The organism is Streptomyces sp. NBC_00691 (assembly GCF_036226665.1).
Taxonomy (GTDB): domain Bacteria; phylum Actinomycetota; class Actinomycetes; order Streptomycetales; family Streptomycetaceae; genus Streptomyces.
The window spans coordinates 5,040,543-5,067,231 of record NZ_CP109007.1 but is presented as its reverse complement, the minus strand read 5'-3'; the positions used below and the strand labels follow the sequence as shown (position 1 = coordinate 5,067,231).

The following is a 26,689-nucleotide window of genomic DNA, read 5'->3' as shown; positions in this document are numbered from 1 at the left end:
TCGCCACTCATTGTTAGGCTCGTGGTTTCGCCCACCCGGGACAGCAGAGCTTTCCCGTGTAGGGCGATGCTTTGTATTCCCAGTACCTACGAGGAGCACCTGTGACCCAGACCAGCGACAACGTCACCTGGCTCACCCAGGAGGCGTACAACAAGCTCAAGGACGAGCTTGAGTACCTGTCTGGTCCCGCGCGCACGGAGATCACCATCAAGATCGCCGCTGCCCGCGAAGAGGGGGACCTGCGCGAGAACGGCGGGTACCACGCGGCCAAGGAGGAGCAGGGCAAGCAGGAGCTCCGCATCCGGCAGCTGACCCAGCTCCTCGAGCACGCCAAGGTCGGCGAGGCTCCGGCGGACGACGGTGTCGTCGAGCCGGGCATGGTCGTCACGATCGCCTTCGACGGCGACGAGAACGACACGATGACCTTCCTGCTCGCCTCCCGCGAGTACGCGAGCGGCGACATCGAGACCTACTCGCCGCAGTCGCCGCTCGGCGTCGGTGTCAACGGCAAGAAGGCCGGTGACGACGCCCAGTACGAGCTGCCGAACGGCAAGAAGGCCACGGTGAAGATCCTCAGCGCGAAGCCGTACACCGGCTGAGACACCGCTCTCCACGAAGGGCCGGCCCCCACGGGGGCCGGCCCTTCGTGCTGACAGGCCGCCCCGCACGGGGCCGCGCCGTCAGCCGTTCGCGCGCCGGTACTTGCGGACGGACAGCGTCCGGAAGATGGCGACGATCAGGACCGAGTAGATCAGCGACGCCCACACCGGGTACTGCATCGGCCACGCGTCGGACGGCGAGAGGCCCGGATCGCCGAAGAGCTTGCGGCAGGCCTGGACGGTGGCGCTGAACGGATTCCACTCCGCGACGGGCTGGAGCCAGCCCGGGAGATTGCTGGAGTCCACGAAGGCGTTCGAGATGAAGGTGACCGGGAACAGCCAGATCAGACCGCCCGACGTGGCCGCCTCCGGGGTGCGGACCGAGAGGCCGATCAGGGCGCCGATCCAGGTGAAGGCATAGCCGAGGAGAAGGAGCAGGGCGAAGCCGGCCATGACCTTCCCGAAGTTGGTCGGCGCCGCGTACCCGGGCCGCCAGCCGATGATCAGCGCGACGATCGCGAGCACGAAGAGCGTCAGCGCGGTCTGCACCAGGTCCGCCAGGGTACGGCCGGTGAGGACCGCGCCGCGCGCCATCGGCAGGGACCGGAAGCGGTCGATGAGGCCCTTGTGCATGTCGTCGGCGATGCCCGCGCCCGCGCCCGCCGTCGCGAAGGTGACGGTCTGCGCGAAGATGCCGGCCATCAGGAAGTTCTTGTAGACGTCCGGGTCGGTGCTGCCGCCGACGCTCATCGAGCCGCCGAAGACGTACGTGAAGAGGATCACGAACATCACCGGCTGGATCAGCCCGAACAGGATCATCTCGGGAATCCGGGACATCCTGATCAGGTTCCTGCGGGCGATCACCAGGGAGTCGTTCATGGTGCTCACTCGGCCGCCTCCTTCACGCGCTCGCCGTCGCGGCCGCCGCCCGGCCGGGACTCCCCGCCCGACCCGCCGTTCTCCTCCGCCTCCCGCTCGGCCACATGGCCGGTGAGGGAGAGGAAGACGTCGTCGAGGGTGGGGCGGCGCAGACCGATGTCGTCGATCTCCACCCCCACGGTGTCCAGCTCACGGATGACCTCGGCGAGCAGCTTCGCGCCGCCGGCGACGGGCACCGTCAGCTTGCGGGTGTGGTCCTCGACGGACACCTCTCCATGGCCGATGCCCGCGATGCCGTAGCGGGCGAGGACGTCCCGGGCGTCAGCGATCATCCCCGAGGTGTGGACGACGACCTCGACGCGCTCGCCGCCCGTCTGCGCCTTGAGCTGGTCGGAGGTGCCGCGCGCGATGACCTTGCCCCGGTCGACCACGCAGATGTCGTGCGCGAGGTGATCGGCCTCCTCCAGGTACTGCGTGGTGAGCAGCAGGGTCGTACCGCCCGCGACGAGTTCCTTGATGACCTCCCACAGGCCCTGCCGGTTGCGGGGGTCGAGGCCGGTGGTCGGCTCGTCCATGAACATGACCGGCGGGGACACGACGAGGGCGGCCGCGAGGTCGAGACGGCGGCGCATGCCCCCGGAGTACGTCTTCGCGGTGCGGTCGGCGGCGTCCGCCAGGTTGAAGCGCTCCAGGAGCTCGCCGGCCCGCACCTTCGCGTCCTTCGCCCTCATCTGGTAGAGCTGCCCGACCATCTGGAGGTTCTCGCGACCGGTGAGGTACTCGTCGACGGCCGCGAACTGGCCGGAGAGTCCGATTCTCCGGCGCACCTCGTCGGGGTCCTTCAGGACGTCGATCCCGGCGACGACGGCCCGGCCGCTGTCGGGCTGGAGGAGGGTGGTCAGCACGCGCACGGCGGTCGTCTTCCCCGCGCCGTTCGGACCGAGCAGACCCAGGACGGTGCCCTCGGGGACGTCGAGGTCCACGCCGTCCAGGGCTCGTACGTCACCGAAGGTCTTCACCAGACCCTCGGCGTAGATCGCGCCTGGCATGTGGGTACTCCCAGGGAGATACGGACGTTGAAATCGGGGCGTTTCCCACCGATCCTAGGTTCGCCCAGGGCTCCCCGCCCAGTGAATATGTGATCCGGGACACATGATCATGCGAGGGGCGGGGCTCAGCCCAGCACCGTGTACCCCGCGTCCCGCAGCGCGTCCGCCACCTCGCGGCAGTGCTCCGGCCCCTTCGTCTCCAGGTGCAGCTCGACCTCCGCCTCGGTCAGGCCGAGGCGCGGATCGGTCCGCACATGGCTGACGTCCAGGACGTTCGCGTCGGCGACCGTGAGCACCGCGAGCAGGGTCGCCAGGGCCCCCGGCCGGTCCGTGACCCGCAGCCGCAGACTCAGATAGCGGCCCCCGGCGGCCATGCCGTGCCGCAGGATGCGCTGGAGCAGCAGCGGGTCGACGTTCCCACCGGACAGCACCGCCACCACCGGACCCTCGAACGACCCCGGATCGCCGAGCAGCGCCGCGACCGGACTGGCACCGGCCGGCTCGACGACCAGCTTCGCCCGCTCCAGACAGAGCAGCAGCGCCGAGGAGAGCGCGTCCTCGGAGACCGTACGGACCTCGTCGACGTACTCCTGGACCAGCGCGAACGGCACGTCACCCGGCCGCCCCACCTTGATCCCGTCCGCCATCGTCACCGGCGAATCGACCACCACCGGGTGCCCGGCGGCCAGCGAGGGCGGATACGCGGCCGCACCCTCCGCCTGCACGCCGATCACCTTCACGTCCGGGCGGACCGACTTCACCGCGAGCCCGATACCGGCGGCCAGACCACCACCGCCGACGCCCACCAGGATCGTCCGGACCTCCGGGCACTGCTCCAGGATCTCCAGGCCCACCGTGCCCTGCCCGACGATGATGTCCGGATGGTCGAAGGGATGGATGAAGACGGCCCCGGTCTCCCGCGCGTACCGCTCCGCCGCCGCCAGCGTCTCGTCCACGACATGACCGTGCAGCCGGACGTCCGCGCCGTACTCCCGCGTCGCCGCGACCTTCGGCAGCGGCGCCCCCACCGGCATGAAGACCGTCGCGCGCACCCCGAGCAGACGCGAGGCGAGCGCCACACCCTGCGCGTGGTTGCCGGCCGAGGCGGCGACGACCCCGGCCGCCCGCTCCTCGGGCCGCAGCCCCGCGATCCGCACGTACGCCCCGCGCAACTTGAACGAACCGGTCCGCTGGAGGTTCTCGCACTTGAAGTGCACCGGCGCCCCCACCAGCGACGACAGATACCGGCTGCCCTCCATGGCGGTCGTCCGGGCCACCCCGGACAGCATCTTCTGCGCCCCCCGCACGTCGTCGAGCATCAGCCGGTGCAAGGGGTCTGGCGTACGGAAGCTCATGACAGCAAGTCTCGCAGCTCACGGCCCTGGTGGCCGCCCGGCGACCGGGTGCCCCAGCGGGTTTGCGCAGGCCCGGTACGGACCTCCCCGGGGCCGCGTACTCTGTCCCCCACCAACCGGCCCCCGCACGAGAGAGACCCACAGCCATGCCCACATCTCAGGACATGACGACTGAGCTCGAACCCGGTCTCCTCGACGCCCTCCAGCACCAGGTGGCCGTCTTCGCCCGCCGGGCCGAGCAGACGCGCCTCGGCGGCACCGGGCAGCTCCGCAACTCCATGGACCGCGCCGCCTACCTGCTCCTCAACCGGCTTGACCAGGAAGGCCCGATGGGCGTGAAGGCCCTGGCGGCGGGCATGGGCATCGACTCGTCGACCGTGACCCGCCAGGTCGCCCCGCTCGTCGACACCGGCCTGGTCAAGCGCACCTCGCACCCGGAGGACGGGCGCGCGGTCGTGCTCCAGCTGTCCCCCCGCGGACTCGCCCGCCTGGAAGAGGTCCGATCCTCGCGCCGCCAGCTGATGGTCGAGGTCACGGACGGCTGGACACCTGACGAGCGGGAGTCCTTCTGCACCCTGCTCACCCGCTTCAACACCGCCCTGTCCGCACGGCAGTCGGCGCACACCGGCGGACCGGCCGCCGAGTCCCCGGCGACGACGGCACCCGCACCGGCGGCCCCGTCCGGGACCGCCTCCCCGGCCGGGGAACCGGGCGACGGACCGGCCGAGGAGCCGAGCGAGTCCGCGCAGACCTCTTGACCCCGCCCCCGCGCTGTCCTCAGATGAGGACGTGGCAGAGCAGCGGAACGGACACCGCGACGAACGCGCCTACCGCACCCGGGAGTTCGACGCGTTCGTAGCCGGGGCGGCAGGCCGGCTCCTGCACACCGCGACCCTGCTCACCGCCGAGACCCGCACCCGCAACCCGTACGCCCGGGCCCTGCTGACCGCCGCCCTGGCGCACACCTACGCGGCGTGGGAACGGCTGCGGGACGAGGACCCGTACGAGCTCACCCGGCGCGATCTCGCCGCCCGCTTCGCACGCACCGCCTGGCGGCACCACGGAGGCCGGGGCGGGGTGCTCTCCGCACTCCACCCGCACGAACGCCTCGTCCTCGTCCTCCGGCTGTACGAAGGGGTCGCCGAGGAACAGGTCGCGGCACTGCTGGGACTGCCGGAAACCCGCGTCAGGGCGGTCCACGCCCGGGCCGTGGCCACCCTGCGGGCGGCCCGGCGCGGCACGGGAGAACCGGCCGGGAGGACCGCCGCGTGAGCCGCCACGAGGACAAGGAGGCGGCCGTCCGGCGGCTGCTCGACACCCCGCACCCGCCGGTCCCCGGCGACCTCGCCGGGGAGGCCGCCGAGCGCGGCGCCCGCCTGCTGCGACGGAACCGAGCGGTCCGGCGAGTGGCGTGGACCCTGTTCGCGCTCGCCGTGCTCGCCTTCGTCGTCTGGGCCTCGGTCGCACAGCCCTGGGAGGCCCCGGCGGCGGAGACCACGCCGCCGTTCGACGGCCTGTGAGGACGGACCTAGCCTGGAAGGAGAGGCCTGCCCGCAGGCCCGTCAGGAGGTCGTCATGGCCAGGAAGGCAACCGACTGCCGGGACACTCCGAGTGTCTCCGGCTGTTCGCTCTACATGTCGGGCGAGGAGGAGGAACTCGTACGGGCGGCCGTCATGCACGTCGTCGACGTCCACGAGCACACGGACAGTCCCGAACTCCGCGAAGAGATCCGGACCTCGCTGAAGGAGCCGCTGCCCGGCACCTGAACGAACGGCGCACCGGAACCGACGCCGCACCGCACACGGCGGGCCGGGCGGCCGCTCCGCGCGAAGGAGCACCCGCCCGGCCCCCGACGGCTACTGGCCCAGCGCCTGCCGCAGATCGGCGAGCAGGTCGTCGACGTTCTCGATGCCCACCGAGAGACGCACGAGGTCGGCCGGCACCTCCAGGGCGGAGCCCGCGACGCTCGCGTGGGTCATCCGGCCCGGGTGCTCGATCAGCGACTCGACGCCACCGAGGGACTCACCGAGGGTGAAGAGCTGCGCACGGTTGCAGACCTCGACGGCCGCCTCCTCGCCGCCCTCCACACGGAACGAGATCATGCCGCCGAAGGAACGCATCTGCTTGGCGGCGACCTCGTGCCCCGGGTGCTCCGGGAGCCCCGGGTAGAGGACCTGGGTGACCTTCGGGTGCTGGGTCAGCATCTCGACGATCTTCTCGGCGTTCTCGCTGTGCCGGTCCATGCGGACCGCGAGGGTCTTGATGCCGCGCAGCACGATCCACGAGTCGAAGGGACCGGCGACCGCGCCCATCGCGTTCTGGTGGTACGCGAGCTCCTCGCCGAGCGCCTCGTCGGCCGTCACCAGCGCGCCGCCGACGACGTCCGAGTGGCCGCCCATGTACTTGGTGAGGGAGTGCACGACGACGTCCGCACCGAGCGCCAGCGGCTGCTGCAGGTACGGCGAGGCGAAGGTGTTGTCGACGACGAGCTTCACGCCGGCCTGGCGGGCGACGCCCGCGATCGCCTCGATGTCGGTGATGCCGAGCAGCGGGTTCGACGGGGTCTCGACCCAGATCAGCTTCGTCCGGTCGTTGACGGCGGCACGCACCGCTTCGACGTCGGAGGTGTTCGCGACCGAGAAGTCGACGCCCCAGCGCTGCACGACCTTGGCGAAGAGCCGGAACGTGCCGCCGTAGGCGTCGTTCGGGATGACCACGTGGTCGCCGGGGGCGAGGAGCGCCCGCAGCAGGCAGTCCTCGGCGGCCAGACCCGAGGCGAAGGCCAGACCACGCCGACCACCCTCCAGGGCCGCCAGGTTCTCCTCGAGCGCGGTACGGGTGGGGTTGGCACTGCGGCTGTACTCATAACCGCCGCGCAGCCCGCCCACGCCGTCCTGCTTGTAGGTGGACACCTGGTAGATGGGCGGGACGACCGCGCCGGTCAGCGGGTCTGCGGTGTTGCCCGCGTGGATCGCGCGGGTCTCGAAGCTCTGGTGAGAGTGCTGGTCGCTCATGTGTCAGGAGCGTAGTCCCGAGCGGGCCCCGGCGCCGCGATCGTCTCACCGTGCGTCCTGGACAATGGACACATGGAGATTCTCTGGTTCCTGATCGCGCTGGGCCTGTTGTTCGGCGTCCTCGGCCCTTACCTGCTGCGCCGCCGCGGTGGTGGCATCCGGCAGGTCGCGCCGGGCGCCCCGGACGCGGCGGATCCGGAGGCGTACGGATTCGTGCGTCAGGAGGACCAGGACGTACGGCTCCCGGGCGCGGACGACGAGCTCCTGCACGTCCTCGACGTCGTCCAGGCCACCCAGGACTGGCGGGCCGCGTCGCGGCTGCTCGCCGCCACCGACAAGGAGGGCGAGGTGCGCTGGCAGCGTGTCCAGGCCTTCGCCGGCGCCGCTTCCCTGGAGCTCCAGCAGCGGCCGGGCGTCGGCGGCGCGTGGCTGCGGACCTGGCGGGCGGAGGCCCCGAAGGACGCGGGCGGCGCCGCGGTGCACGGCGAGTTCCTGGTGCAGCAGGCCTGGCGTTCCTCAGCGGCGGGGACCGACGACTTCCGGATCATCCTGGAGGAGGCACGGAAGGTCACCGACGAGGCGGCGCTGCTCGCCCCGGGCGACCCGGTCCCGTACATCACGCAGCTGGCCGTGGCCCGCGGTCTCGGCTACAGCCACGAGGAGTTCGACCAGGTGTGGGCGCGGGTCATCGACCGGGCGCCGCAGCACATGGGCGCCCATCTCGCGGCACTGCACTACTGGTGCGAGAAGTGGCACGGCTCCCGCGAGGAGGCCGACCACTTCGCGACGACGGCCGCGGCGCGCGCCCCGCGGGGTTCGCTGCTCGCGGCGCTCCCGCTGTTCGCGGTGTACGAGCACGTGCCGGACGTGGTGCTGGTGCAGGACTTCTTCCGTACGGCCGTGGTGTCGAAGGCGATGGACGGCGCGCTGTACGCGGTGCACTCGGCCCGGTCCGACGACCCGATGCTGGCGCACGTGCGTCATCTGCTCGTCTGGTTCCTGGTGCGCGGCGAGCGCTGGGCGGAGGCCATGCACCAGCTGGTGAAGGTCGACGGGCACGTGGGCGCGGTGCCGTGGACGCTGAGCGGTGACCCGGCGGCGGAGTTCACGGTCTTCCGGAACCTGGCGGTGGCGGGGTACGAGGCGAACGGCGGCAATCCGGCGGCGCTGCCGCGCTGACCTCACGGCGGGCGGTGCTCCCGCCCCCGGCTTCCCCGGCGGGCGGGGAGGGATCCTCTCGGAGAGTCTCCCGGGGAATCCCTCCCCGCCCGCCGGCGTTGTGACCACTGCCGACCGTCGAGGAGAGATGCAGCATGTTCCTGTCCCGCACCCCCGTCCTCCCCACTCCCGAGCAGGCCCTGCGCGGCCGCCCCGAGCCGGAGTTCGCCGTCCCCGAGCGCCACACGGTCCTCGGCAACGCGCTCCTCGGCCCGTACCCGGAGGGCCTGGAGGTCGCCGACTTCGCCCTCGGCTGTTTCTGGGGCGCCGAGCGCAAGTTCTGGCAGACCGACGGCGTCTGGACCACTCTCGTCGGCTACCAGGGCGGCTACACGCCGAACCCGGCCTACGAGGAGGTCTGCTCGGGCCTGACCGGGCACACCGAGGCCGTCCGGGTCGTCTACGACCCGTCGAAGGTCTCGTACGAGTCGCTCCTGAAGCTCTTCTGGGAGTCCCACGACCCGACCCAGGGCTTCCGCCAGGGCAACGACGTGGGCACCCAGTACCGCTCGGCCGTCTACACCCACTCCCCCGCCCAGGCGGCCACGGCCGACGCCTCCCGCGAGGCCTACCAGAAGGTCCTGACGGGCTCCGGCTACGGCACGATCAGCACGGAGATCCTCCCGGCGGAGGGCCGCGCCTTCTACCCGGCGGAGGGATACCACCAGCAGTACCTGGACAAGAACCCGGCGGGCTACTGCGGCATCGGCGGCACGGGCGTCTCCTGCCCGATCGGTGTCGCGAAGGCCGACGGCTGACGGTCCGCCCCCTCGCGTGGGTTCCGGGCCCCGGGCCCGTCCCGCCGGGACGGGCCCTCCCGCCGGACCCCCGGCGGGAGGGCCCGCCCTGCCGCGCCGTGAAAACCCCGGCGGGACCGCACCCCCGCTGGCTACACTCGACCGCATGGGTTCGTTCTACTTCTTTCTCTGATTCCGGCCGCCGACCCGGTCCGACCCGCTGATCCGTCGCCCCCGGGGCGCGGCAGTGGTGGTCCCGGTGTCCTCTCCCCGGCCCGAACGCCCTCCAGTACCCAGGGAAAGATCCCATGCGCGACCGCGCCCAGTTGACCCTCAAAGACGTCTCCAAGTCCTACGGGGACCGCTCCGTCCTCGACCAGCTCACGCTCACCGTCCGGCCCGGTGAGAAGGCCGCCGTCATCGGTGAGAACGGCTCCGGCAAATCCACCCTGCTCCGGCTCCTGGCCGGCGCCGAGGCGCCCGCCACCGGTGAGGCGACCGTCCGCTTCCCCGGTGGCGTCGCGCGTCTCGCCCAGACGCTCGCCGAGACCCTCGGCCTCGGGCCCGAGCACACCGTGCGGGACGCCGTCGACGCGGCGCTCGCCGAACTCCGCTCGATGGAACGGCAGATGCGGGCCGCCGAGGAGACGCTCGGCTCCGCGACCCCCGAGGAACTCGCCGCGTACGGGGAACTCGCCGCGCGCTACGAGGAGCGGGGCGGCTACCGGGCCGACGCCCGGGTGGACGCCTCGCTCCACGGACTCGGCCTCGGCCGTGTCCCGTACGAGCGGCGCGTCGGCACGCTCTCCGGCGGCGAGCAGTCCCGGCTCGCCCTCGCCTGCGTCCTCGCCTCGGGCGCCGAGCTGCTGCTCCTCGACGAACCGACGAACCACCTCGACCGGGCCGCCGCCGGCTGGCTGGGGGAACGGCTGCGCGCCCACCGCGGCACCGTGGTCGCGGTCACCCACGACCGGGCGTTCCTGGAGGGCATGGCGACCAGGATCCTGGAGGTCGACCGGGACACCCGCGCGGTGACCCGGTACGGCGACGGCTGGTCCGGCTACCGCGCGGCCAGGGCCGCGGCCCGCCGGAGGCGGGCGCAGGAGCACGAGGAGTGGCGGGAGGAGCTGGCCCGTACCGAGGAGCTGGTGGCGGCGGCCGGGCAGCGGCTGGCGGGGTCGGGAAAGGATCCCCGGCAGGGCTTCGGCAAGCACCGCCGTTCGCACGAGAACAAGCTGTCGGGACAGGTGAGGGCGGCCCGGGTCCGGCTGGAGCAGCTGCGCAGGTCACCGGTGCCGGCACCGCCGGAACCGCTGCGCTTCACGGCCCGGATCGCGACGGCGGCCCCCGCCGACGGGGGAATCCCCGGCGGCGGGCCTCTCGCCGAGCTCGTCGACGTCGTGGTCGGCCGGCGGCTGGTGATCGACGAGCTGCGGATCTCCGCCGGGGACCGGCTGCTCGTCTCCGGGCCCAACGGCGCCGGCAAGACGACCCTGCTGCGGGTCCTCGCCGGGGACCTGCGCCCCGACAGCGGGCGCGTCGGCCGTTCGGGACGGGTCGGGCGGCTGCGCCAGGAGCTGCCCGCCGTGCCGTCCCCGAAGCCGCTGCTCACGGAGTACGCGGCGGGGCGCCCCGGTCCGCCCGAGGAGTACGCGGCGGAGCTGCTCGCTCTCGGGCTGTTCCGGGAGGAGGACCTGTCCGTGCCGGTGGCCCGGCTCTCGGTGGGGCAGCAGCGTCGTCTGGAGCTGGCCCGGCTGGTGACCCGGCCGGCCGATCTGCTCGTCCTGGACGAGCCGACCAACCATGTGGCGCTCTCCCTGGTGGAGGACCTGGAGGCGGCCCTCGCCGCCTTCCCGGGCGCGGTGGTCGCGGTCTCCCACGACGAGCGCTTCCGGGAGGGCTTCGGAGGCCGGCGTCTGGAGCTCCGGTCAGGCCGGGTCGCCTGACGCGGCGGCCCGCAGGGTCGCGGCCGTCGCCGCCGGGTCGTACCCGTCGGCGACGCCGTCGACCAGGAGGATGTCGCCGGCCATGTGGCGGGTGCGGAGGGGGATCAGGGCCTGGTAGGCGGCGGAGTCGTACCAGGCGCGGGCGTTCTCGTAGGACGGGAAGGCGATGATCACGACGGCGGCCGGCCAGTGGCCCTCGGTGACCTCGCGGGTCTGGGCGCCGTGGACGAGGAAGCGGCCGTGGAAGGGGTCCAGGGTGCTCTGGACGCGCTCCATGTAGGTGAAGACCTCCTCGTCGAGGACGGGCTTCGGGTGCAGGTTTCCGATGGCGTATGCGGTCATGGGAGAAGAGTGCCGGGGCATGCCGCACGGGGTCGATTACCCCGCGGGTCATGCCCCGGCATCCGCGGCGGCGCGTCGTGCGCGGGCGTCAGATCGTCGACGCGTCGATCACGAAGCGGTAGCGGACGTCGCTGGCGAGCACCCGCTCGTACGCCTCGTTGATCTGCTCGGCGCGGATGAGCTCGATCTCCGCGCCGAGGCCGTGCTCGGCGCAGAAGTCGAGCATCTGCTGTGTCTCGGCGATGCCGCCGATCATCGAGCCCGCGAGGGTCTTGCGGCCGCCGATGAGGGAGAACAGGCCGATGGAGACGGGCTCCTCGGGGGCGCCGACGTTCACCAGGGCGCCGTCGGTCTTGACGAGGCTCAGGTAGGCGTCGAAGTCCAGCGGTGCGGAGACCGTGGAGATCACCAGGTCGAAGGTGCCGGCCAGCTCGGTGAAGGTCGCGGGGTCGCTGGTGGCGTAGTAGTGGTCGGCGCCGAGCTTGAGGCCGTCCTCCTGCTTCTTGAGCGACTGGCTGAGGACGGTCACCTCGGCGCCGAGCGCGTGGGCGATCTTGACGCCCATGTGGCCGAGGCCGCCGAGGCCGACGATCGCGACCTTCTTGCCGGGGCCGGCCTGCCAGTGGGCGAGCGGCGAGTAGAGGGTGATGCCGGCGCAGAGGAGCGGGGCGGCCTCGTCGAGGCCGATGCCCTCGGGGATGCGCAGGGTGTAGTTCTCGTCGACGACGATGTGGCGCGAGTAGCCGCCGTAGGTGGGCTCGCCGTTCTTGTCGAGGGCGTTGTACGTGCCGGTCATGCCGCCCGTGCAGTACTGCTCCAGGCCCTGGACGCAGTACTCGCACTCCCGGCAGGAGTCGACGAAGCAGCCGACGCCGACCCGGTCGCCCACCTGGAACCTGCTGACCCCGGGGCCGACCTCGGCGACGATTCCGGCGATCTCGTGGCCCGGGACCATCGGGAAGATGCCCTCGCCCCAGCCGTCGCGGGCCTGGTGGATGTCGGAGTGGCAGATGCCGGAGTACTTGATCTCGATGAGGACGTCGTGCTCGCCGACGGGCCGGCGCGGCACGGTGGTGCGCTCCAGCGGGGCGTTGGCGGCGGGTGCGGCGTACGCGGGGACGGTGGTCACGTTCGTGGTCATGCATCCAGCCTGCGGGGTGGCGCCGACATCACCCAGCCCCCTGTTCTGCCTACGTCCAGCGTGCCTACCACTGGCAGGGACAGGAACAGCCGTCCGCCCGGACGTACGACCTGGGATAATCGGGACGCATGGATCTCAGTGCCGAACTCAGCGAATTCCTGCGGTCGCGCCGGGCCCGGCTGAAGCCGGAGGACGTGGGTCTGCCGGAGTTCGGGCGGCACCGCCGGGTGCCCGGGCTGCGCCGGGAGGAGCTGGCGCAGCTGGCCGGGGTGTCGGTGGCGTACTACACCCGGCTTGAGCAGGGCAACGGGCGCAACGTGTCCATGGAGGTGCTCGACTCGATCGCGCGGGCCCTGCGGCTGAGCGACACGGAGCGGGCGCATCTGACGCATCTGGCCAAGCCGACGGCGAAGAAGAGGCAGCACCGGGCGGCGATCGTCCGTCCCCAGCCGGTGCGGCCGGGTCTGCGGCATCTGCTGGACGCGATGGAGGGTGTCCCGGCGTTCGTCGTGGGGCGGCGGCTCGACGTGCTCGCGTGGAACCGGATGGCGCGGGCCCTCATGGGTGATTTCGAGACGATGGAGCCGGCCGAGCGCAATGTGGCCAGGATGGTCTTCCTCGGGCCCAATGCGCGCGATCTCTACCGGGACTGGGAGTGCAAGGCGACCGAGGTGGTGAGCGTGCTGCGGCTGTACGCGGGCTGCTACCCGGAGGATCCGGCGCTGCTCGCGCTGGTCGGTGAGCTGTCGGTGCGCAGTGAGGAGTTCCGCTCGCTGTGGGCGGCGCACACGGTCGCGGACAAGGGGCACGGGACGAAGGTGCTGCGGCATCCGCTGGTGGGCGAGATGACGCTGGCGTACGAGAGCATGCAGGTGGCGGGCGGGGATCCGGACCTGGTGCTCATCACGTACCAGGCGGAGCCGGGGACGGCGTCGGCGGACGCGCTGCGGCTGCTGGCGCAGTGGGGTGTGGAGGAAGTCGTACGGTGACGCGGAACGGCGGCCCTCTCCGTCCTGGAGGGGGCCGCCGTTCGCGTACGCCGTGTGCCGGGGATCAGGCCGCGGAGCCGGCCTTCCAGTCGGCCCAGCTCATGTTCCAGCCGTTGAGGCCGTTGCTGGGGGCGATCGTCTTGTCCTTGGAGTGCTTGACGATCACGACGTCGCCGACGATCGAGTGGTCGTAGAGCCAGGCGGCCTGCTGGTTCGGGTCGCCGGCGCCCTTGACGTCGTTCAGGCCGACGCAGCCGTGGCTGGTGTTGGCCGAGCCGAAGATCGAGTCGGGGCCCCAGTAGTTGCCGTGGATGAAGGTGCCCGAGGTGGACAGGCGCATGGCGTGCGGCACGTCCTTGATGTCGTACTCGCCCTTGCCGTCGTCGTCGGTGAAGCCGACGGTCGCGCCGTTCATCCGGGTCTCCTTGAACTTCTCGGAGATCACCATCTGACCGTTGTAGGTCGGGTTGTCCGGGGAGCCGGCGGAGACGGGGATGGTCTTGATCGTCTTGCCGTCCTGGGTGACCGTCATGGTCTTGGTGGCGACGTCGACGGTGGAGACCTGGTTGCGGCCGATCTTGAAGGTGACGGTCTTCTGCTGGACGCCGAAGACACCGTCGGCGCCCTCGACGCCGTCGAGGTCGAGCTTGAGGGTGACGGTCGAGCCCTCGGTCCAGTAGTCGTCCGGACGGAAGTCGAGTCGGGTGCCGTCGAACCAGTGTCCGACGACCTCCTGGCCGCTGGTGGAGGTGACCGTGATGCCGGCCTGGACGGCCTTCTTGTCGGTGATGGCCTTGTTGAAGTTGATCGAGACCGGCATGCCGACGCCGACGGTCGAGCCGTCCTCCGGCGTGAAGTTGCCGATGAAGCTGTTGGCCTTGGAGACCGTGGTGAACGAGGAGTTCTCGTGCGCCTCCAGGCCCTCCGCGTCCGTGGCCGTGGCGGCGATCTTGTAGACCGTGGCGCGCTCGAGCTGGCCGGTCGGCTGCCAGCTCAGGCCGTCGGCGGCTATCTCACCCTTGACGGCCTCGCCCTCGGCGGAGGTCATGACGACCTCGGTGAGCTTGCCCTCGGTGACGGAGACCTTGGCGTCCTTGTTGATCGAGGCGTTCTGCGCACCGTTCTTCGGCGAGATGGTGATCTTCGCCTTGGAGGTCTTCTGCGCGGCCGCCTCGTCGACCTGAGCCTGTGACTGCGGCGTCGCGGAACCTGAGGCGCCCGCGCCCTTGTCCTCGTCGCTGCACGCCGAAAGCACCAGCACACCGCTGAGCACGGCGGCCGCGGCGGCCAGGCTCCTGCGGCGGCGCTTGCCGTCCGTCATCACACGCTTCTCCATCGTCGCCGATTCCCTGCCAACTTCTTCTTGAGAACGCCCATGACACCCCGTCCGGTTCCGGAAGCGGAGCGTTTGTGGGAAACGCCACTGATCGACACGCTCGTACGGTCCCGTCCGGTTCCCAGGGCCGCAGTGGCCCCCGTCACCCGTCGCACGCCGGCACGACGCAGGCCCCGGGACGCCGTCCCGGGGCCTGCGAACAGGTCGGATACCGGTCCTACGACCGGTCGTCGTCGTCTTCCTCCTGCCCATCTTCCTCGCCGAGATCCCACTCCAGCGCATCGGGGTCGTACTCGATCTCCTCACTGCTCCAGGAGGCCTGGACCATTTCGATGCCGGGGACGTCGCGGATCAGGTCGAAGGGCTCGACGAGGTACGCGAGGGCCTCGGCGCTGTCCTCGTGCGCGGCGGCGCGGGCGGGCACCCGCTCCTCCTCGGGCATGAACTCGTCGGCGTCGATCCGGGCCTCGGCCGCCGCGGCCAGCTCGGCCGCTCCGTCGATCTCCAGGACCACATCGACCCGAAGGCGTACATAGCGCGGTGTGTCAGAAGTACTCATGGGTCGGAGCGTAGGCGTCCCGGGGCTCCCGGCTTTCCCACGACCCGCTGTGTTCATTAGCATCGGCGCACCGACCAATTCGCGGTTTCCGCAAGGGGGATCGAAATTTCCGTGTCCGCCGCCCGACGCCCACTGCTGACCGCGACCGCCGCGGGCACCCTGCTGTGCGCCCTGTGGTTCGTACCGTCCGCCAATGCCACCGACGAGCGGGGCGGGGTACGGATCGGAGTGATCCAGGACGGCCCCGCCTCGGACGACGGGCGCCTGGCGGAGACCGGCGGCCGGGACACGCTGCCGTATCTGCTCGGCGGGACGGGTTTCCTGGGGGTCGGAGCCGGGTTCGTGGCGCTGGCGATGCGGCGGCGCGACCGGACGTCCTGAGCGGCGCTGCCCGTATGTGCGTGAGGCCCGCCCGGGGGTGTCCGGGACGGGCCTCCGTTGCGTTCCGGGTTACGCCAGCGGGCCGGTGACCGGCTCCACCGCGGCGAGCAGCTTCCCTTCGCGGACGAAGGTGTCGGCGGCCGCCAGGTCGGGGGCGAGGAAGCGGTCCGGGCCGGGGCCCTGGACGCCGGCCGCGCGCAGCGCCTCGATGGCGGCGGCGGAGGCGGGCGCCGGGGACAGGCCGTGGCGGAGCTCGATGCCGCGGGTGGCGGCGTACAGCTCGACGGCGATGATCCGGTTGAGGTTGCCGATCGCGGTGCGCAGCTTGCGGGCGGCGGACCAGCCCATGGAGACGTGGTCCTCCTGCATCGCCGAGGACGGGATGGAGTCGGCGGAGGCCGGGACGGCGAGCCGCTTCATCTCGCTGACCAGGGCGGCCTGCGTGTACTGGGCGATCATCAGGCCCGAGTCGACGCCGGCGTCGTCGGCGAGGAAGGGCGGCAGGCCGTGCGAGCGGTTCTTGTCCAGGAGCCGGTCGGTGCGGCGCTCGGCGATGGACCCGAGGTCGGCGGCGGCGATGGCGAGGAAGTCGAGGACGTACGCGACGGGGGCGCCGTGGAAGTTGCCGTTGGAGCGGACCTGGCCGTCGGCGAGGATCACCGGGTTGTCGACGGCGGCGGCCAGCTCGCGCTCGGCGACGAGCAGGGCGTGGGCCATGGTGTCGCGGCCGGCGCCGGCGACCTGCGGGGCGCAGCGGATCGAGTAGGCGTCCTGGACGCGGGGGGCCTCGCCGCTCTGGAAGTGACCGGTGAGCTCGGAGCCCTTGAGCACGGCCAGCATGTTGGCGGCGGAGGCGCTCTGGCCGGGGTGCGGGCGGATGTCGTGCAGCTCGGGTTCGAGGACCTTCTCGGTGCCGAGGAGGGCTTCGAGGGAGAGCGCGGCGGTGATGTCGGCCGACTTGTAGAGGGTGTCGAGGTCGGCGAGGGCCATGATCAGCATGCCGAGCATGCCGTCGGTGCCGTTGAGGAGGGCGAGGCCCTCCTTCTCCTTGAGCTCGACGGGGGCGATGCCGTGGGCGGCGAGCAGCTCGCCGGCGGGCCGGAGCTCACCGTCGGGGCCCTCGGCGTCGCCCTCGCCCATGAGCGCGAGGGCGCAGTGGGAGAGCGGGGCGAGGTCGCCGGAGCAGCCGAGGGAGCCGTACTCGTGCACGACCGGGGTGATGCCGGCGTTGAGGACGTCGGCCATGGTCTGGGCGACCTCGGGGCGGACGCCGGTGCGGCCGGAGGCGACGGTCTTGAGCCGCAGGAACATCAGGGCGCGGACGACCTCGCGCTCGACGCGCGGGCCCATGCCGGCGGCGTGCGAGCGGACGATGTTGCGCTGGAGCTGGGCGCGGAGTTCATGGCCGATGTGCCGGGTGGCGAGCGCGCCGAAGCCGGTGGAGACCCCGTAGACGGGCTCGGGCTTGGCGGCGAGCGCGTCGACGATGTTGCGGGCGGTGGCCAGGGCCTCCACGGCCTCGGGCGACAGCTCGACGCGGGCGCCGTGGCGGGCGACGTCGATGACGTCCTGCGGGGTCGTGCCGGACGTGCCGAGGACGACTGTCTGCATATCCATATTCAGCACCCTACGGATTGAAGACCGCCATGTCACTAGGTGACTTCGTCACTGTCCGGGCGGGGGGCGGACCCTTACCGTTCCGATGATCGCCGGTCGGGCCCGGCTCCGCCGCCCGGCAACGCCGGGGAGCCCCGTCCGGACCTCCACCGGGGAGCCCCGTCCGGGCTCGGGCGGCGAGCCCGGGCGGGGGCCGGGCTCAGGCCTCCCGCTGGATCCGGAACCGCCGGACCCCCTTCGCCAGGATGACCGCCCCCATGGCGGCAAGGCCGACGAACAGGAGCACACCGCTGCCGAGCAGAAGCCCGACGAGCAGCGTCAGGCCCGTGGCGGAGTCCACGAGGTCCAGCACCCGCCCGGTCCGGGCTCCGGGCTCGGACCGGCGCACCCTCCGCAACAGGGGGACGAGGGAGAGGAGATGGAGAGCGACGACGGCGAACGCCACCCAGCGGAACACGCCCGGTATCTCAGGAAGGTCCATGTCCAGAATGTAGGGCCGTGTACGGCCGACGCGGTGGACGGGAAGGTGAACTGACGGCCACTAGGAGGTGCTCCGCACCCCCGCGTCGATCAGCTCCCGCGCCCGGGCCCAGGTCGCCGCCGGGGAGAACTCCGGGGTCTCCCAGGTCCTCGCCGTCACGGCACCCCTCCCCCGGTACTCCCGCACGATCGCGAGATGCGTCGGCCGGGTGACGAAGGCATGGAGGGCGGCCGCGTCGCGCCAGACCGCCACCGCGCCGCAGCGGCCCGCCAGGGGCCGCGCCCACAGCCACATCCCGTACGCCCCTTCGAGGTCCGGCCACTCCGCCGCGAGCCGTCGGGCCGCGCGGTGCACACCGAGCAGGTCGCCTCGCCGGTCGAGCCGGAGGTCGGTCAGGCTGACCAGCACCGGCCCGCCCCCGCCGCGCCCGCCGACCGGGCCCGGCGTCCAGGACGACCTCAGCACGGGCGCCAGGCCGCCGGGCGGCCGAGGGTCGCGAGGATGCGGTCGAGCGTGTCCGCCCCGGCGGCCGGCTCCCGTTCGGGCCCGAAGGGGCCGCCAGGGACCGTCCGGGCCTCGCCGGTCGGCACGGCCTCGGCGATCGGCAGCGCAACGGCGAGGACATCGGCCCCCGGGGCGTACGGGAGGCCCAGGCTGCGGGCGACGTCCCAGCCGTGCACGACGTAGTCGAGGAGGTGGAAACCCAGGGCCCGTTCGGCGCGGAACGTCCGGTCCCGGCCGAACTCGGGCAGGGCGAGGGGCACCTCCGGGCCGTCCACGGCCGCGAAGGCGTCGACGATCCGCTCGGCCGCCTCGCCGTACCGCGCGGGCGCGTCCCTGCCCGCCGGGTGGACCTCCCAGTGCGCCGGATTCCGGCCGTCGCCGCGTGCGGCGGCCGCGAAGCCGTGGTGCTGGGCCGTCATATGGGCGAGCAGGTCCGCCAGGCTCCAGGCTGCGCACGGGGTGGGCCGGGCCAGGTCTGCGGGGTCGACGCGGTGCACCAGGGTCGCGCTGTCCCGGATCACGCGCGCGTGGAGCTGCCGGAGCCGGTCGAAGTCCGCGGGGTGCGTGAGCCCCTTCATATTCGTAGGCATGCGCTTACGATGTGCGTATGCCTATCAATTGTCAACGGGCGTTTCGGCAGCCGGTATTTTCGTGGCCATGGCCGAGAACACCGCAGCGAGCACCGACGGCGCGAGCCCGGGCCGCCCGCCCCGCCCCGACCTCGCCGCGATGGTCGTCCCGCTCGGCCGCGCCCTGATGGCCGCCGAGCAGCCGGTTCTCGACGCGCACGGCCTGACGATGTGGGCGTACGCGGTCCTCCTCCACCTCGACGAGCGGCCCCTCCGCACCCAGGCGGCGCTGGCCGAGGCGATCCGGGCGGACAAGACCCGGATCATCCCCGTCCTGGACGACCTGGAGGCGCGGGAGCTGCTGCGCCGGCAGCCCGACCCGGCGGACCGGCGGGCCAGGCTGCTCTCCCTCACCCCTGAGGGCCGCAGGCTGCGGGACACCGCGCAGACCGCGATCCAGGAGGGCGAGAACCGCCTGCTCGACACCCTCCCGGCTGCCGACCGCGAGCCGTTCCTCAGAAGCCTGCGCGCCCTGCACGAGCGCAACCGGCCCTGAGGCCCGGGGGCCGGAGCGGGCGGCCAGGAACGGACGACCCCGCGAGCCCGGCCTGACCGACAAGACACCCCTTAGGGTCCTCCCATGAGGAGAACCACCCCGCCGCGTCCCCTCGATGTCGAAGCGCTCTTCCCCGAACTGGCCGCCCACCGGGGCACGACCACCCGCCTGCATCCACGGCCCGGACGTCCCGGCGTGTCGGACAGCTCCGCCGGCGGGCCGATGCGGTGGCCCGCGGACGAGCCGTGGCCGGTGTGCACCGAGGTCCACGGACGCGGGCGCGGGAGGCGTCCCGGGGACATCCGCCGCAGCCGCGAGGTCAGGGCCGCCGCGTACGCGCGGGAGCCGTACGAGGGCCTGACGGAGGAGGAGCTGCGCCTCGTCGGGGAACTGGAGCGCGAGCACCGGGTGCCGGGGGCGGGCGACGACGACCCGGTGCCGATGATCGGCCTGGCGCAGCTGTACGCGAGGGACGTCCCGGACCTTCCTGCGGGGCCGGACGGCGCCGACCTGCTCCAGGTCTTCTGGTGCCCGTTCGACGCCCACGGCCCCACCGGGTACGGGATGTCGCTCGACGTGCGCTGGCGGAGGGCGGCGGAGGTGACCGACGTACGGACGGCGCCGCCGGCTCCGGAGGTCGTCGGCTACGAGGGGTACGTACCGGAGCCCTGCGTGCTGCACCCGGAGCGGGTGGTCACGTACCCCTTCGCGGGGCTGCTGCCCGAGGAGCTGTGCGCGCGGATCGACACCTGGGAGGAGGCGCTGGAGGAGGAGGCGGAGGAACACGAGGACGAGGCCGACCCGGTGGCCTACCAGTACGACCTGTCGATCCCGCCGGGCTGGCGGGCGGGCGGGTACGCGTCCTGGCACAAGACGGACCCGTACGCGATGGACTGCGAGACCTGCGCGACGCCGATGGACCTGCTGCTGACCGTCGACTCGTCCGAGTGGGACGGCGGAAGCGGGAGTTGGACCCCGCTGGAGGAGCAGGGCCTCCACCCCAGCTCGGCGGCGCTGCCGACCGGGGTCGTCGTCGGCAACCACGGCGAGCTGAACGTCTTCACGTGCCCGGCCGATCCGGGACACCCGGTGGGGTGGAGCGTGCAGTAGGTCAGAGCGCGCGGGTCCACGCGAAGGCGGTGAAGGCGGCCCAGGCGGCGGGGGTGGCGGTGAGTTCGCCCTTGGTGCGGTCTTTGGTGTCGCGGACGCGGATGACGCTGGGAGCGTTGTCGGCGACCTCGATGCAGGCGTCGTTGTCGTTGCCGCTGTACGTGCTCGTGTGCCAGTTCGGCGAGGTCTCAGTCATCGTGTTCCTTCGCGATCGCGCGCATCAGTTCAAGGGATGCCCGGACGCCCAGGGCACCCTGTTGCAGCAGATCATAGACACGTTGGAAACGCATCACCTCAGCTGGTTCCTCTGTGTAGTTGCCCGTACTGAACCCCTCCGTATACGCCCCTCTTTCCCCCTTGGGCAGCGTGAGGAGCGCAAGCGAACCGGCCACGGGTTCCCCCTTCATGGGGAGCACCTGGACGTTCACGTGGGGGCGTTCGCACGAGGCCAGGAGGTGGTCGATCTGCTCGCGCATCACCCGGCTGCCTCCCATGTCACGGCGCAGACAGGCCTCGTCGAGGACGATCATCATCCACGGCGGGTCCGGCCGGTCGAGGACGGCCTGCCGCTCCAGCCTCCGGCGCACGTAGTCGCCGATCTGGGCCGGATCGCCCGCGAGGCCCGCGCCCATCACCGCTCGCGCGTAGCCGTCGGTCTGGAGCAGACCCGGCACGACGATGGAGAACTCGTGCATGGCGGTGGCTTCGAGCTGCCGCCGCATGTAGGTCTTCGCGTAGTCGCGGACGTTCTGCTCGGTGAGGATCTTCACGAGGTTCACGAGGGTGCCGGGCGGAAGCCGGAGGACCACCTCCAGTTTCTTCGCCAGGTCGCGGTCCGGGGGATCCTCACCCAGCTCGATCGCGGAGATCCGGCTCCCGCTGCTGAAGACCTTCGACCCGACGTGCGCCTGCGTCCAGTCGCGCCCCAGGGCCAGCCGCGCCTCGCGCACCACGTTTCCGAGGTACTGCTCGACGCTGTCCCCGGGGTCCAGATCCTTCGCCCCTGGCATATGCCTCGTTCCTCACCTGCACGTCGGGAGCCCAACTCCTGGTGAGCGTAGGGCGGTGCGCGCCATCGTGGAGGCGGTCCCGAGGAGATCCATCAGAAAGTGAGCCCTCCATGCGCACACCCCCCACCCCGCCCCCCGTCCGCCCCGTCTCCGAACCCGAGGCCGCTCAGGTCTTCCGGGATCTCAAGGCCGCCATGGACACGGTGGGACTCTCCACCAGCGGCCTCTACCGGGACGTGACGCGCTCGCCCGGCGGCGACGTCCACCGGTACGGCCTCGGGGTCGTCGGCGTGAGCGGCGCCAAGCGGCTCACCACCCTCCTGCGCGACGCACGACGGGCCACGCCGTGAGGTACCGCGTCGGGGACGTCGTGACCGACGCGCAGCGCGCGCTCACCGGGCAAGTCCGGTACGTGCACGGCAAGCTGCTGACACTGGTCCGCCCCAGCGGATACCTCTGGGAAGCGGCGACGGACGAGTGCTGGACGGCGAGCCCGCAGGAACGCGCGAGCCTGACCCCGCGCGGAGCCGTCCGCGTCATCAGCACGTCGGCTCCCGCGCGGGGCGGCGGCTCCTGAGGCGGCGCCGCCGGCTAGGACCGCCTAGTAGCCGAGGTCCTTCTGCTCGGTGATCAGACGGCCGGCGATGTGCAGGTTGCCGTCGGAGTCGAGCACGGCGATGATCTTCTTCGTCGAGCCGTGGTGGGTGGTGAAGTAGATCTTGTCCGCCTCCTGCGAGGAGGAGTGGTTCGTGTTCACGGACAACTCGATGCTCACCGGGGAGCTGATGAGCACGTCCTTCTTCGGCGAGGTCGGATAGACCTGGTTCTGCCGCAACTTGACGCGCCCGTGAGTGTCACCCTCGTCCCAGTCGGACGCCACGCCGAGGTCGATGTCAGCCATGCGATTTCCCCTCCGGTTCCAGTGGACGAACTCTGCGGCCGGGCGTCATTGGACGTCCCGAACCGAACACAGAAACTACGCAGTTCGTTCACATGAGGGCATCGCATCACGAGACTATGACCGATTTTCGCCCCGCTACGTCGTGAACTGTCACCAAGGGGCCAGAGCCTCCGGAAAAGACCGGAATAGGCCGTGACAACCACCGGGGAAGACGACTACAGCGAACCTCTCGGAAGAGACCTGACCGCCGGGTCACTCGTACGAGCGGTCTTCGCTCCGCGTGTCGGTCCGGGCATATGCCCGTGCGGTACGTTCGCAGCAAAACGGCCCCCGTTGACGGCGGGAACCATCGACGAGGGCCTGAACCACTAGTGGAAACCACGAGTCCACCCATGATCTATCGCAACTTTATCGCGCCCTCGCGCGCCTTCAGCCAGTTCTCGCACGAGATCATCCGGCACCCGCGCCTCGACTCCCACGCCGCGCGCCTCCTCACCTGGCAACTCTCCCTCCCCGCACACGCACGGGAAACCCTGTCGGAGACCGCCAAACGCGCCCGGATCGGGGCGACTTCCTTCATCTCCGCCAAACGCCAGCTCAAGGCCGAGGGGTACGTGCACGAGCGGCGGGTACAGGTGGGCGGCGGGCTCTGGGTCACCCAACAGCTCGTCTCCAGCACCCCGTTACGCCCCGAGGAAGCGGCCAAGATCTTCGCCCGCACGCCCGCCCACAGCGGCGTCGAGCGGGTGTACTCGCAGGTGGCACCGGGTACCCGGGGCCCGGCCGTCGGTCATCCGGCGACCCCGTCGACCGACGGTCATCCAGAGAAAGACCGCAGGGAGAACACCTCCGACCTTCCACCGGAGGCCGATTCGGAGCCGGAACCACCGGGGGACGGGTCCGGGGCGGGCGACGCGGCTGGGGCGGGGTGCGAGTCCGGGATGGGGCGCGAGTCCGGGATGGGGCCGGGGCGTCGTGCCGAGTTCCGGCCGGCGCCGGAGCGGAAGCCCGGGAGCGCACCGCAGCAGGAGCCGTCCGAGCCCGTCGACGACGTCCCGGGGTCGACAGGCCCCGACGCGCAACTCGACGAGGCACGCGCGCTCGTCGGCGCCCTGCCCCTCCTCTCGCCCGCCCTCCGGCACATCCCGCCCGGCATGCGCGAGGAACTCACCCGGCTCGCCGCCCGCTGGCTCGCCGCCGGGCACACCTCGGCCGACGTGCACGAGCACGTCCTGCGCGGCCTGCCCGGCGCGGGAACGCCCGTACAGCGGCCCGGCGGGCTCGTGCGGTACCTGCTGCGCGAGGTCCCGCCCCGCGCCCTCCCCCGGGCCGAACCGCCCCCGCTCGGGTCGGGCCCTCGCCTCTCGCCTCGCCTCCGGGGGGCGCGGGAGTGCGCGAGCGGCACGCACACCCAACCCATGCTCTTCCGGCCGGTCGCCGACGAGAGCCTCTGCGCCGACTGCCTCGGGCAGGCCTCGTAGGGCGGGCCGGGGGTGGGGGCTTCTGGTGAGACCGCCCTCTTTCCGAGAGTCGCTCCTTCCGGCGGTGCGTCAAGGGCGCTCCCTGCGGTCGCGTCGCTGCGCGATGGCCTTCGGCCACCCTTGACCCACCACCTCCAGGAGCGAAGACACTCTCGGAGGGCGGTCCGGGGGCGGGGTCCACGCCGGGCCTCGGGCAGTGGCCGGGGTGGCGTGGGCGCCTTGCGGGCCGGTGGGGTGGGGCTGGGTTCGCGGCCGGGGCCGGTGGGGATCCGTCGACTCGTGCGGGGTGCGCGGTTGTTGAATGGGGCGGCCGGGCGGCGCTCAGCGGCGGAAGGCCGGTTGATGGCGGGGCTCCAGGCCCCGCTGGTCACTCCCGGTGGGTCGGGGCGTGAGTAACTCGACATTACTCCGAGTAACCCACCAGGGAGAGACGGGCGAAGAGGACCAATCACCCTTATCGGGCGATGAAAGTGCAGGAAACTCTCGCCCACCGCTCCCACCACCCACCGGACAGCAACCAGCGGGGCCTGAATCCCCACCCGACGACGACAGTCCGCCGCTAAGCGCCGCCCGGCCGCCCCATCCAACAACCGCGCACCCCGAAACAAGAGAAAGCGGCCCACCCCGCCCCGGCCGCGAACCCAGCCCCACCCCACCGGCCCGCAAGGCGCCCACGCCGACCCGGCCCCTGCCCGGACCCCCGCGCGGCCCCGCCCCCGGCCGCCCTCCGAGTGGGAAAAGGCGGCCTGCGCCGCCGGGTCAAGGGTGGGCGCAGCCCATCGCGCAGCGACGCGACGAAGGAGCGCCCTTGACGCGGTGGTGCAGGACGCCACACTCGGAAAGAGGGCGGCCGCACCCGAGACCCACGAACCCGGCCCACCCCAGAGACCTCACCCGCCGCCCTCCGACTCCGGCGGTTCCACCGGTGGTGCGTCCCTGAACCTTCGCCTGTCCCGCGCCCCCGGCGGGGCGTCGGCCAGCCGGACGACCGTGCCGTCACGGCCCGCCACCACCGGCTTCACCGAGCGCGCCGCCTTGGCCTGGTACTGGGCCGCGTCCGCGAGGCGGAAGAGGCGGCGCGCCGACCTCAGCGGGCCGATCGGGTCGCCCGTGGACGCCACCCCGCAGGCCACGCCCTCCCCCAGCTCCAGCTCCGCCGCCCGTACGCAGAGCTCCTCCGCGACCGCCACCACCTCGTCCGCCGTCGGGCCGACCGTCAGGAGGCAGAACTCGTCGCCGCCGAGGCGCGCCGCCAAGGCGCCCGGGAGCATCGCTCCACAGCGGGAGAGGACGGATCCGAAGCGTTCGAGGAGCCGGTCGCCGACCGCGTGGCCGTGGGTGTCGTTGACCCGCTTGAGGCCGTTCAGGTCGCAGACCATCAGGCTGACCACGGAGCCGTCCACCCGGTAGCGCTCGATGGCCTCGTCCAGGCGGGTGTCGACGGCCCGCCTGTTGGCCAGTCCCGTCAGGGGGTCGGTGAAGGCGAGCTTGCGGACCTCCTCCAGTCGTTCGGCCTGGGCGATGCCCGCCGCGACCACCGCCGCGAGCACGGTGGCGAAGTCGGCGTCCGCGCGGGTGAAAGGTTTCTCCTCCGGCGGGCGGGCCACGTACAGCTCGCCCCACGCGCGCCCGTGCAGCACGATCGGGGCGACCACGCAGCAGCCCCGACCCCGCCTCCGCAGACCGGCCACCCGGCCCGTCGTGACCGGGTCGTCGGCGGTCTCCACCCAGGCGTCCGGCTCGCCGCCGCCCGCCCACTGCTCGTGCAGGAACTCGGTGATCTCGGGGAACTGGTGCACCGGATACGTCTCCGAGTCCGGGAACTCCTCCTCGCCCAGGGCCCGCGCCCCGGCGTTCACCAGGACCTTGAGGCGTCCATGGTCCCGCTGCCAGACGGAGAGGGCGGCGAAGGTGCCGTCGAGCCCGTCGCAGGACCCGAGCGCCGCCGCCCGCCAGAACTCGCGTGGAGTGTGCGCCGCCGCCATCCCCTGCGCCAGCGCCACTACGGCCCGCAGCCGTCCGTCCTCACCCATTCCTCCAGCTTAGGGAGGTTCGACCTGTTTTCCCTTTTGAGACGTCACCGTCAGTGACGTTCAGTACAGACCGGGAGTACCTACTCGCCCGGCCAGTTCGGCTTCCGCTTCTCGTTGAAGGCCGCCACGCCCTCCGCACGGTCCCCCGAGAACGCCACCGAACGCCAGGCCGCGTCCTCGACCTCCAGGCCCGCCCGCAGGTCCAGGCCCTGGCCCAGCCGCATGGCCTTCTTCGCGGCCCGCAGGCCGACCGGCGAGTTCGCCGCGATCCGGCCGGCCAGCTCCAGGGCCGCCGTCCGCGCGTCCTCCTCCAGGAGGTCGACCAGACCCAGCTCACGGGCCTCCGCGGCCTCCACCCGGCGGGCCGTGAAGACCAGCTCGGCGGCGCGCGCCGCACCCACCCGACGGGGCAGCAGCTGCGTACCGCCGCCGCCCGGGATGACGCCCACGGACACCTCGGGGAGACCGACCACGGCGGTCGCGTCGGCCACGATCACGTCGCAGGCGAGGGCCAGCTCGAAGCCGCCGCCGAGGGCGAAGCCATGCACGGCGGCGACGGTCGGCATGGGCAGCTCCAGGACGCCGGTGTAGGCGGCGCGGGCCGTCGGCCGCTGGCGGACCAGCTCGGCGTCGGTGAAGGAGTTGCGCTCCTTGAGGTCGGCGCCGACGCAGAAGGCGCGGTCGTTCGACGAGGTCAGCACGGTGACGCGGACCGCGGGGTCGGCGGCGAGCGCGTCGCAGGCGGCGCCGAGGGAGCGGGCCATCTCGGAGGAGACGGCGTTCATCGCCTTGGGCCGGTCGAGGACCAGCTCGGCGACGTGCCCGCTCCCGTCCTTCCGGACCACCACGAACTCACCGAAGCGCTGCTCGGACATGACCGC

The 26,689-nt window shown here is 72.1% G+C and carries 32 protein-coding genes; 15 read left to right on the top strand and 17 right to left on the bottom strand.

Annotation, left to right across the window (positions count from 1 at the left end; genetic code table 11):
• The first annotated feature begins 101 nt into the window (after window positions 1–101).
• Window positions 102–599, top strand: a complete 498-nt coding sequence (greA, locus tag OG392_RS23080; RefSeq protein ID WP_329282410.1) for a transcription elongation factor GreA — start codon at window positions 102–104, stop codon at window positions 597–599.
• An 81-nt stretch (window positions 600–680) separates the two neighbouring features.
• Here the strand turns inward: greA and OG392_RS23075 are convergent, their stop codons facing one another.
• The 3 genes from OG392_RS23075 to ilvA form a co-directional block, all read right to left on the bottom strand.
• Window positions 681–1,478, bottom strand: a complete 798-nt coding sequence (locus OG392_RS23075; RefSeq protein ID WP_266973726.1) for an ABC transporter permease — start codon at window positions 1,476–1,478, stop codon at window positions 681–683.
• A 5-nt stretch (window positions 1,479–1,483) separates the two neighbouring features.
• Entirely contained in the window at window positions 1,484–2,527 is a 1,044-nt protein-coding gene (locus OG392_RS23070; protein ID WP_329282408.1) for an ATP-binding cassette domain-containing protein, read from the bottom strand.
• Between the two features lie 125 nt (window positions 2,528–2,652).
• The gene (gene ilvA, locus OG392_RS23065) at window positions 2,653–3,882 is read right to left on the bottom strand and encodes a threonine ammonia-lyase (protein WP_329282406.1); all 1,230 of its coding nucleotides are present in this window, start codon (window positions 3,880–3,882) and stop codon (window positions 2,653–2,655) included.
• A 146-nt stretch (window positions 3,883–4,028) separates the two neighbouring features.
• Here ilvA and OG392_RS23060 point away from each other — a divergent pair, with 146 nt between their 5' ends.
• From OG392_RS23060 to OG392_RS23045, 4 genes are read left to right on the top strand one after another with little or no spacing between them, the layout of a single operon-like run.
• Window positions 4,029–4,640: a MarR family winged helix-turn-helix transcriptional regulator gene (locus tag OG392_RS23060; protein ID WP_329282404.1), complete on the top strand. Its 612-nt coding sequence runs from the start codon at window positions 4,029–4,031 to the stop codon at window positions 4,638–4,640.
• A gap of 31 nt (window positions 4,641–4,671) precedes the next feature.
• Window positions 4,672–5,154 (top strand): sigma factor-like helix-turn-helix DNA-binding protein, encoded by a 483-nt coding sequence (locus OG392_RS23055; RefSeq protein WP_329282401.1) that lies wholly within the window; start codon window positions 4,672–4,674, stop codon window positions 5,152–5,154.
• Window positions 5,151–5,402, top strand: a complete 252-nt coding sequence (locus OG392_RS23050; RefSeq protein WP_329282398.1) for a hypothetical protein — start codon at window positions 5,151–5,153, stop codon at window positions 5,400–5,402. Before OG392_RS23055 ends, OG392_RS23050 begins: the two co-directional genes overlap by 4 nt.
• 55 nt (window positions 5,403–5,457) lie before the next feature.
• Window positions 5,458–5,649: a DUF1059 domain-containing protein gene (locus OG392_RS23045; RefSeq protein WP_329282396.1), complete on the top strand. Its 192-nt coding sequence runs from the start codon at window positions 5,458–5,460 to the stop codon at window positions 5,647–5,649.
• Window positions 5,650–5,739: 90 nt separating this feature from the next.
• Here the strand turns inward: OG392_RS23045 and OG392_RS23040 are convergent, their stop codons facing one another.
• The gene (locus OG392_RS23040; RefSeq protein WP_329282394.1) at window positions 5,740–6,897 is read right to left on the bottom strand and encodes a cystathionine gamma-synthase; all 1,158 of its coding nucleotides are present in this window, start codon (window positions 6,895–6,897) and stop codon (window positions 5,740–5,742) included.
• 72 nt (window positions 6,898–6,969) lie between these two features.
• Here OG392_RS23040 and OG392_RS23035 point away from each other — a divergent pair, with 72 nt between their 5' ends.
• From OG392_RS23035 to abc-f, 3 genes are all read left to right on the top strand, one after another.
• Complete coding sequence (locus tag OG392_RS23035) at window positions 6,970–8,076, top strand: hypothetical protein (RefSeq protein WP_329282392.1); 1,107 nt, start codon at window positions 6,970–6,972, stop codon at window positions 8,074–8,076.
• 134 nt (window positions 8,077–8,210) lie between these two features.
• Entirely contained in the window at window positions 8,211–8,873 is a 663-nt protein-coding gene (gene msrA, locus OG392_RS23030) for a peptide-methionine (S)-S-oxide reductase MsrA (RefSeq protein WP_329282390.1), read from the top strand.
• A 287-nt stretch (window positions 8,874–9,160) separates the two neighbouring features.
• On the top strand, window positions 9,161–10,798 hold the full coding sequence (abc-f, locus tag OG392_RS23025; RefSeq protein WP_329282388.1) for a ribosomal protection-like ABC-F family protein: 1,638 nt from the start codon (window positions 9,161–9,163) through the stop codon (window positions 10,796–10,798).
• On the opposite strand, the gene OG392_RS23020 is transcribed toward abc-f, so the two are convergent.
• Together OG392_RS23020 and OG392_RS23015 are read right to left on the bottom strand one after the other, a co-directional pair.
• Window positions 10,781–11,140 (bottom strand): DUF1330 domain-containing protein, encoded by a 360-nt coding sequence (locus OG392_RS23020; protein WP_329282386.1) that lies wholly within the window; start codon window positions 11,138–11,140, stop codon window positions 10,781–10,783. The two genes, abc-f and OG392_RS23020, sit on opposite strands and share 18 nt — an antisense overlap.
• A gap of 88 nt (window positions 11,141–11,228) precedes the next feature.
• Window positions 11,229–12,281: an NAD(P)-dependent alcohol dehydrogenase gene (locus OG392_RS23015; protein WP_329282384.1), complete on the bottom strand. Its 1,053-nt coding sequence runs from the start codon at window positions 12,279–12,281 to the stop codon at window positions 11,229–11,231.
• A gap of 128 nt (window positions 12,282–12,409) precedes the next feature.
• On the opposite strand from OG392_RS23015, the gene OG392_RS23010 reads away from it, so the two are divergent.
• Window positions 12,410–13,270 carry a helix-turn-helix domain-containing protein gene (locus OG392_RS23010; protein WP_329282382.1) on the top strand — a complete coding sequence of 287 codons (861 nt, stop codon included), beginning with the start codon at window positions 12,410–12,412 and terminating at the stop codon, window positions 13,268–13,270.
• Window positions 13,271–13,334: 64 nt separating this feature from the next.
• On the opposite strand, the gene OG392_RS23005 is transcribed toward OG392_RS23010, so the two are convergent.
• On the bottom strand, window positions 13,335–14,606 hold the full coding sequence (locus OG392_RS23005) for a L,D-transpeptidase (protein ID WP_329282380.1): 1,272 nt from the start codon (window positions 14,604–14,606) through the stop codon (window positions 13,335–13,337).
• 217 nt (window positions 14,607–14,823) lie between these two features.
• Window positions 14,824–15,165: a hypothetical protein gene (locus OG392_RS23000; RefSeq protein WP_329282378.1), complete on the bottom strand. Its 342-nt coding sequence runs from the start codon at window positions 15,163–15,165 to the stop codon at window positions 14,824–14,826.
• Window positions 15,166–15,276: 111 nt separating this feature from the next.
• On the opposite strand from OG392_RS23000, the gene OG392_RS22995 reads away from it, so the two are divergent.
• A complete protein-coding gene (locus OG392_RS22995; RefSeq protein WP_329282375.1) occupies window positions 15,277–15,546 on the top strand; it encodes a hypothetical protein in 270 nt (89 codons plus the stop codon).
• Between the two features lie 69 nt (window positions 15,547–15,615).
• On the opposite strand, the gene hutH is transcribed toward OG392_RS22995, so the two are convergent.
• The 4 genes from hutH to OG392_RS22975 all read right to left on the bottom strand — a co-directional run bounded on the left by hutH (window position 15,616) and on the right by OG392_RS22975 (window position 18,738).
• Window positions 15,616–17,157, bottom strand: coding sequence for a histidine ammonia-lyase (hutH, locus tag OG392_RS22990; protein WP_329287405.1), 1,542 nt, complete (start codon window positions 17,155–17,157; stop codon window positions 15,616–15,618).
• A gap of 205 nt (window positions 17,158–17,362) precedes the next feature.
• Window positions 17,363–17,644 carry a hypothetical protein gene (locus OG392_RS22985; RefSeq protein WP_329282373.1) on the bottom strand — a complete coding sequence of 94 codons (282 nt, stop codon included), beginning with the start codon at window positions 17,642–17,644 and terminating at the stop codon, window positions 17,363–17,365.
• A 60-nt stretch (window positions 17,645–17,704) separates the two neighbouring features.
• Window positions 17,705–18,052 carry a hypothetical protein gene (locus OG392_RS22980; protein WP_329282371.1) on the bottom strand — a complete coding sequence of 116 codons (348 nt, stop codon included), beginning with the start codon at window positions 18,050–18,052 and terminating at the stop codon, window positions 17,705–17,707.
• Between the two features lie 50 nt (window positions 18,053–18,102).
• Window positions 18,103–18,738, bottom strand: a complete 636-nt coding sequence (locus tag OG392_RS22975; protein ID WP_329282369.1) for a TIGR03086 family metal-binding protein — start codon at window positions 18,736–18,738, stop codon at window positions 18,103–18,105.
• 67 nt (window positions 18,739–18,805) lie between these two features.
• On the opposite strand from OG392_RS22975, the gene OG392_RS22970 reads away from it, so the two are divergent.
• Both OG392_RS22970 and OG392_RS22965 read left to right on the top strand, forming a co-directional pair.
• Window positions 18,806–19,273: a MarR family winged helix-turn-helix transcriptional regulator gene (locus OG392_RS22970; protein WP_329282365.1), complete on the top strand. Its 468-nt coding sequence runs from the start codon at window positions 18,806–18,808 to the stop codon at window positions 19,271–19,273.
• 84 nt (window positions 19,274–19,357) lie between these two features.
• Window positions 19,358–20,383: a hypothetical protein gene (locus tag OG392_RS22965; RefSeq protein ID WP_329282362.1), complete on the top strand. Its 1,026-nt coding sequence runs from the start codon at window positions 19,358–19,360 to the stop codon at window positions 20,381–20,383.
• A 1-nt stretch (window position 20,384) separates the two neighbouring features.
• On the opposite strand, the gene OG392_RS22960 is transcribed toward OG392_RS22965, so the two are convergent.
• The gene (locus tag OG392_RS22960) at window positions 20,385–20,579 is read right to left on the bottom strand and encodes a DUF397 domain-containing protein (RefSeq protein ID WP_329282359.1); all 195 of its coding nucleotides are present in this window, start codon (window positions 20,577–20,579) and stop codon (window positions 20,385–20,387) included.
• Window positions 20,572–21,393 carry a helix-turn-helix domain-containing protein gene (locus OG392_RS22955; protein WP_329282357.1) on the bottom strand — a complete coding sequence of 274 codons (822 nt, stop codon included), beginning with the start codon at window positions 21,391–21,393 and terminating at the stop codon, window positions 20,572–20,574. Before OG392_RS22955 ends, OG392_RS22960 begins: the two co-directional genes overlap by 8 nt.
• A 110-nt stretch (window positions 21,394–21,503) precedes the next feature.
• Here OG392_RS22955 and OG392_RS22950 point away from each other — a divergent pair, with 110 nt between their 5' ends.
• Together OG392_RS22950 and OG392_RS22945 are read left to right on the top strand one after the other, a co-directional pair.
• Window positions 21,504–21,743 (top strand): hypothetical protein, encoded by a 240-nt coding sequence (locus tag OG392_RS22950; RefSeq protein WP_329282354.1) that lies wholly within the window; start codon window positions 21,504–21,506, stop codon window positions 21,741–21,743.
• A 20-nt stretch (window positions 21,744–21,763) separates the two neighbouring features.
• Window positions 21,764–21,970, top strand: coding sequence for a hypothetical protein (locus OG392_RS22945; protein WP_329282352.1), 207 nt, complete (start codon window positions 21,764–21,766; stop codon window positions 21,968–21,970).
• Between the two features lie 24 nt (window positions 21,971–21,994).
• Here OG392_RS22945 and OG392_RS22940 read toward each other — a convergent pair whose 3' ends face one another.
• Window positions 21,995–22,294, bottom strand: a complete 300-nt coding sequence (locus OG392_RS22940; RefSeq protein WP_327162597.1) for a DUF6342 family protein — start codon at window positions 22,292–22,294, stop codon at window positions 21,995–21,997.
• A gap of 392 nt (window positions 22,295–22,686) precedes the next feature.
• Here OG392_RS22940 and OG392_RS22935 point away from each other — a divergent pair, with 392 nt between their 5' ends.
• On the top strand, window positions 22,687–23,775 hold the full coding sequence (locus tag OG392_RS22935) for a hypothetical protein (protein ID WP_329282347.1): 1,089 nt from the start codon (window positions 22,687–22,689) through the stop codon (window positions 23,773–23,775).
• A gap of 890 nt (window positions 23,776–24,665) precedes the next feature.
• On the opposite strand, the gene OG392_RS22930 is transcribed toward OG392_RS22935, so the two are convergent.
• Both OG392_RS22930 and OG392_RS22925 read right to left on the bottom strand, forming a co-directional pair.
• Window positions 24,666–25,808 (bottom strand): GGDEF domain-containing protein, encoded by a 1,143-nt coding sequence (locus OG392_RS22930; RefSeq protein ID WP_329282345.1) that lies wholly within the window; start codon window positions 25,806–25,808, stop codon window positions 24,666–24,668.
• An 80-nt stretch (window positions 25,809–25,888) separates the two neighbouring features.
• A complete protein-coding gene (locus OG392_RS22925; protein ID WP_329282344.1) occupies window positions 25,889–26,683 on the bottom strand; it encodes an enoyl-CoA hydratase/isomerase family protein in 795 nt (264 codons plus the stop codon).
• Between the last annotated feature and the right edge of the window lie 6 nt (window positions 26,684–26,689).